General features: G+C 39.2%; 5 protein-coding genes. All 5 read left to right on the top strand.

The genetic code is table 11. The annotated features are described in order from the left end of the window. Nucleotides 1-346 precede the first annotated feature (346 nt). Nucleotides 347-1,132, top strand: a complete 786-nt coding sequence (locus K8089_RS15745) for a CPBP family intramembrane glutamic endopeptidase (RefSeq protein WP_237604254.1) — start codon at nt 347-349, stop codon at nt 1,130-1,132. Nucleotides 1,133-1,747: 615 nt separating this feature from the next. Further along, nucleotides 1,748-2,416, top strand: coding sequence for a guanitoxin biosynthesis heme-dependent pre-guanitoxin N-hydroxylase GntA (gntA, locus tag K8089_RS15740; RefSeq protein WP_237604253.1), 669 nt, complete (start codon nt 1,748-1,750; stop codon nt 2,414-2,416). Between the two features lie 235 nt (nt 2,417-2,651). Next, a complete protein-coding gene (locus K8089_RS15735; RefSeq protein WP_237604252.1) occupies nt 2,652-3,092 on the top strand; it encodes an MgtC/SapB family protein in 441 nt (146 codons plus the stop codon). Between the two features lie 15 nt (nt 3,093-3,107). Next, entirely contained in the window at nt 3,108-3,692 is a 585-nt protein-coding gene (locus tag K8089_RS15730) for a DUF1989 domain-containing protein (RefSeq protein ID WP_237604251.1), read from the top strand. A gap of 253 nt (nt 3,693-3,945) precedes the next feature. Further along, nucleotides 3,946-5,217 carry a hypothetical protein gene (locus tag K8089_RS15725; RefSeq protein ID WP_237604250.1) on the top strand — a complete coding sequence of 424 codons (1,272 nt, stop codon included), beginning with the start codon at nt 3,946-3,948 and terminating at the stop codon, nt 5,215-5,217. Nucleotides 5,218-5,441 lie beyond the last annotated feature (224 nt).

Raw genomic sequence — 5,441 nt, 5'->3', positions numbered from 1 at the left:
ACTTGAGCTGGTGAGCCAAATTTGGGTACAAAGGCAATGGGGATAGGGATTGGCGAGGCACTTCGACTGCGCTCAGTGTGACATTGGATGGAGATTTGTTGATTGGATTGACACGCGTTGCACTAGAGGGGATGGGTTAACCACAAAGAACACTAAGGAGGCACGAAGGGCACAAAGGGAATGGGAATGGGGATTGGCGAGGCACTTCGACTGCGCTCAGTGTGACATAGTGAATGAATTGTTTAATTGGGTTTGGGGGTATTGAGGGATTAAAGTTTTTATTAAGGCAACCATTTTTTAAATAGATGCGTCTATTTAAATAGAAACCTTTAAATAAAGATTTAAAATGAAAAATACCTTAAGAGTTGTTCTACTTGTTTTTATCTCATTTGGAATTTACTTTCTTCTAGACACCTTGTACTTTAAAGCCTTAAGAACTCTGTTATACGAATGGAGCAATCAAATAGGAATTAGTCATATAGCCACTTACGCAATCTCCGGTATTCCGCTTTTTTTGGGCACGCTATTCATTAGCCGCAAAACTTCAGTATTTAAGAGTTTAGACCTTGATAAGTCTGCAATTCGCGGTTTTGTTTTTGCCTTAATCTGTACTTTGCCAATGTTTATTGGATTTGCCTTTGTTTTTAATTTTGAGTCTGATATATCTATTAATACCATTTTAATTTCGGTAGTTGCAGCTGGATTTTTTGAGGAGTTATTTTTTAGGGGATTTTTATTTGGACAGCTATTTAAAAACACCAAGCTGGGGTTTATACCTGCTGTATTTTTTGGTGCAGTATATTTTGGTTTGCTACACTTATACCAAAGCACCGACCTTGGGGAATTAACGGGTATTTTTTTAGTTACCTTTCTGGGAGGTATTCTATTTGCCTGGGTTTATGTGGAATGGAATTACAATATATGGCTGCCCATATTCCTACATTTACTAATGAATTTAACTTGGGAGCTTTTCGCGGTTAGCCACAATGCGTTGGGGGGTGTTTATGCCAATGTATTCCGACTCCTAACCATCGCCTTTATTATTATTTTAACGATTGTTTATAAAAAACAAAACGGGTTAAAACTGGAGGTTAATAGAAGAACCGTTTGGATGAAAGGGGGAATTGGTTAATTAGGGATTTGGGCACTTCGTCTGCGCTCAGTGTGACATTGGATGGAGATTTGAGATGTGAGATGTGAGATGTGAGATGTGAGACGTGAGATGTGAGACGTGACAGGGGAGTCTAGAATCTAGAGGCTAGAGGCTAGAGGCTAGAGGCTAGACTAAAAACGGTCAACTCTAATCAGGGAAGTTCAGGTAGGACGAAGATGAAGATGACGTAGGACGATAAGACGTAGGACGTAGGACGCTTTAGATTTGAGATTTGAATCTAGAAGCTAGAAACTAGAGTCTAGAAACTAGAGGCTAGAGGCTAGAGGCTAGAGATTAGAAGCTAGAGACTTGACTTGAGATTTGAGATGTGAGACAGGCAAATTTGGGTATAAAGATAATGGGGATGGGGATTGGCGAGGCACTTCGTCTGCGCTCAGTGTGACATATTGATGAATCGTTTAATTTGGATTAGCCACGAAGGGCTTTAAGGAGGTTGGCGAGGCACTTTGACTGCGCTCAGTGTGACATTGGATGGGGGTTGGGAAAAGTTAAAGTGGAATTAAAACAGCACTAAGAGATTATTAAAATGGGGAGGTTTAGTGGTAAATATCTATAATTTTCAGAAAAAAAGATATGGAAACAACCCTACCTAAGTCTGATGTAAATAGTATTACCCAAGATTTCAGAAATTTTATTTTGGAAGACAATCACCCCTGTATTATGGCTAATACGGTCTTTCAGATGGACAAATTTTATTTGCATAGCTATGAAAAATTAGGCAGCAAAAAAACGGCGCAGGCACTTAGAGAAGACTTAAAAGACTATATATCTAACTACGATTTTGACAGTAAGGATTTTGAATCTTTTATTGCTGTTTTTCCCGAGGAAGAGGTTATTAATGAAATTGAATTCGAAAATTTATTGTGGCGGCAATTACAGTTTCTTCACGAGGAGGATACCGATGTGTGGGACTCAACTGTAAGCAAAGATCCCGAAGACCCAAACTTCAGTTTTAGCATTGGGGGTAAGGCTTTTTATGTAGTAGGTCTCCACCCAAAAGCCTCGCGGCAAGCAAGGCAAGCCCCCTACCCTTGTATGGTTTTTAATTTACATTTACAATTTGAGAAATTACGGGAAATGGGCGTTTATAAAAAAGTTCGCGATAAGATACGTGAACGGGATGCCGCTTTACAAGGATCGATTAATCCCGTATTAGAAGATTTTGGAGAGCGCAGTGAGGCACGGCAATACAGTGGTAGAAAGGTAGGAGAAAATTGGAAATGTCCGTTTCACCATAAATAATCCGTTTTAAATCTTTAAAAATAGCATATGCCTAGGAAATTTTGGCTTACTCGGGATTCAGAAATAATCAGAATTTAACCCCCGTTATACGACAGTCTGCCGTGGGTATTAAATAGATGAAAACAGCCTTTCCAATCCTTTAACCAAGCTAAGAGAACAGTGAATATACAGGTATGTTATGACCAGCCAGTACTCAATTAGGACGTCATTACTGAAAGACTTAAATTTCTTATAAATGGAAACAGTAACTACATTTGAATTTATACTCAACACCCTCATAGCCATGATAGCCGGGATTTGTGTAGGTATAGAGCGGCAGGTGAAAGATAAGAACGCAGGTTTAAAAACAAATGCTTTGGTCGCCGTAGGAGCAGCAATCTTTATGGGCATATCATTTCAATATATCGATATTCAAAATGTTGATCTTACCCGTATCACCGGCCAAATTGTTGTGGGAGTTGGTTTTCTGGGAGCGGGAGTGATCGTAAAACGCAAAAAGGGAATATCTGGGCTGGCAACCGCTGCCGCTATTTGGTGTAGTGCCGCGCTTGGTTGTTTAGCAGCCTTGGGGATGTATGTAGAATTGGCAGCAAGTACGCTAATAATCGTTATTATAAATTTAGTTTTAGGCTATTACAACAAAAAAATATACAACAACAACCACAAGGATAATTAAAAAACCGAATTAAATATGATACAGCAGATAGCACCTCAAACTGGGGTGGCATTTACGTTAAAAAAAGGCGAGCGACTAAAAGTTATCGACCTGTGGGGCACACAGGTGAGCGATATGGTTTTATTTAACCTTCACGATACCCGCGAGAAGATTTCGTCTGGTAAAACAATGGATTTTGAAGAATCCATTCTTATAAGCACTGGTAATTATTTGTGGAGTAACCGCAGTCGTAAAATGATGAAGCTATTGGATGACACCAACGGTCGGAATGATTTTTTATTGGCGCCATGCAGTCCAGAGACCTTTCAGATAATGTATAATAACCCCGATTATCATCCCAGTTGTTTTGAAAATCTACATACCAATTTAAAACCGTATGATATTCTACCTGATGATATTCCCACAGCCTTTAATATATTTATGAACGTTCAGTTTGATGACAAAGGAAAGCTTTCGGTACTTCCTCCGTTGAGCAAAGCAAACGATTATGTTTTATTTGAGGCCCAAATGGATTTAATTGTAGGCCTTACCGCTTGTTCGGCAGAAGATAGCAATGGCGGAACCTTTAAACCTATTGGCTACGAGGTATTGGAAGGGTAAACAACAGCGAATCTGGAGTTGGTTATATTGCGGGCATAACAATTTGGCGACAGGGAAGCAGCTTGCTTGGAAATCCTTTTTCTACGTTTTAGAATGGAGGAAAGACGTTAACTGTGGCTGTTTTTAAAAGAAAAAGACAGGCCGGAAAGTGTGTCATTTTTCAAATTGTTTGCTCGTTAAAATTTTCATATAATATATTTTTGAAGTTTTCAATAATTACAATGTTTAATACTTTTATATAAAACAATACATCTTGAAAAAAGCTATACTCGTAATTCTTGGGCTTATTTTAATTATCGTCGCCGTAATCTATATCTCGTTATGGACAAAGCCAGAAAATGCCAAAACAGATATTGTTATAGCCGAAAACAATATCGATAAAATCGATTTTGAGAAACTCGACAGTGTTAGGGTTGCAGCCACTACTATGTATGAGGGCGACATGCTTAAAAAGCTTATGCAAGGCGAACAATACAGAGATGAATGGGCTACCCCGGTAAAAGTCCCAGTTGTATTTTTAGACCGTCTTCACGGGGGACTCTCCATAATTAAAAAAGGGGGCGGTAAACAAACTAAGTCGCTGCGTCTAAAAAATGACGAAGGAATGGTGTACACGCTACGCAGTGTTGCAAAAGACCCAGACCCCTTAATCCCCGAATTTGCTAAAACCGTAGGAATAGAAAATATTATCACAGATGGTGTTTCCGCGCAACATCCGTATGGCGCTATGGTTGCGGCAAAACTATCTGATGCCATAAATATTCAACACACCCACCCCTCCTTGGCGTTTGTTCCCAAACAAAAACAATTGGGCCCGTATAATGAGGTGTACGGCAATAAGTTGTATTGGTTGGAATACGAAACCGAAGGAGAAAAAAACTGGTCTGATTTAGAGAATATCATCGCCCTAATTGATACGGAAGAATTACAAGAAGAAAAAGTAAAATACGGAGATAGCCTTAAGATTGACACAAAAGCCTTAGTGCGAAACAGACTGTTTGATATGGTAATAGGCGATTGGGACAGACACACAAAACAGTGGGGCTGGTTTTTACAGAAGCAAGAAAATCAATATACCGCAATACCATTAGCTAGTGATAGGGATAATGCTTTTTTCTCTATTGATGGCGTCTTACCAAGCCTTATTTCATCTAAAAACATACAACCTCGGTTACGTCCTTTTGAACGTGAAATTGCATATATGCCCGGGCTTGTGTATCCATTTGATATATACTTTTTAAAAGAAGTGCCAAAGGACGTATTTATCAAGGAAGCAAAATACATTCAGACACATCTTACCGATGCCGCAATTGATGCTGCATTTGCTATATGGCCAAAAGAAATTTACACATTACACGGGGAAGAGATAAAAGAAATACTCACAGCGCGTCGCGACCATATAGATAAGTATGCTGTTCAGTTTTATGAAGTGTTAAAAACAAAGGAATATTTATTAAAACCATTAAAAGGTTCTGATGATGTGGAAATACCAAGCGACTTGTATCGGTGTTTTGAATGTTTGTGAAGTGAGAGGTGAGAAATGAGATTTGAGATTTGAGATGTGAGAAGTGAGATTTGAGAGGTGAGATTTGAGATTTGAGATTTGAATCTAGAAGCTAGAGTCTAGAGGCTAGAATCTAGAAGCTAGAGACTAGAGATTTGAGACTTGAGCTGGTGAGCCAAATTTGGGTACAAAGGCAATGGGGATAGGGATTGGCGAGGCACTTCGACTGCGCTCAGTGTGACATT

Origin of the sequence: Aequorivita vitellina (assembly GCF_022008365.1) — a bacterium.
Classification (GTDB): domain Bacteria; phylum Bacteroidota; class Bacteroidia; order Flavobacteriales; family Flavobacteriaceae; genus Aequorivita; species Aequorivita vitellina.
This window is presented reverse-complemented; position numbering and strand designations above follow the sequence as displayed.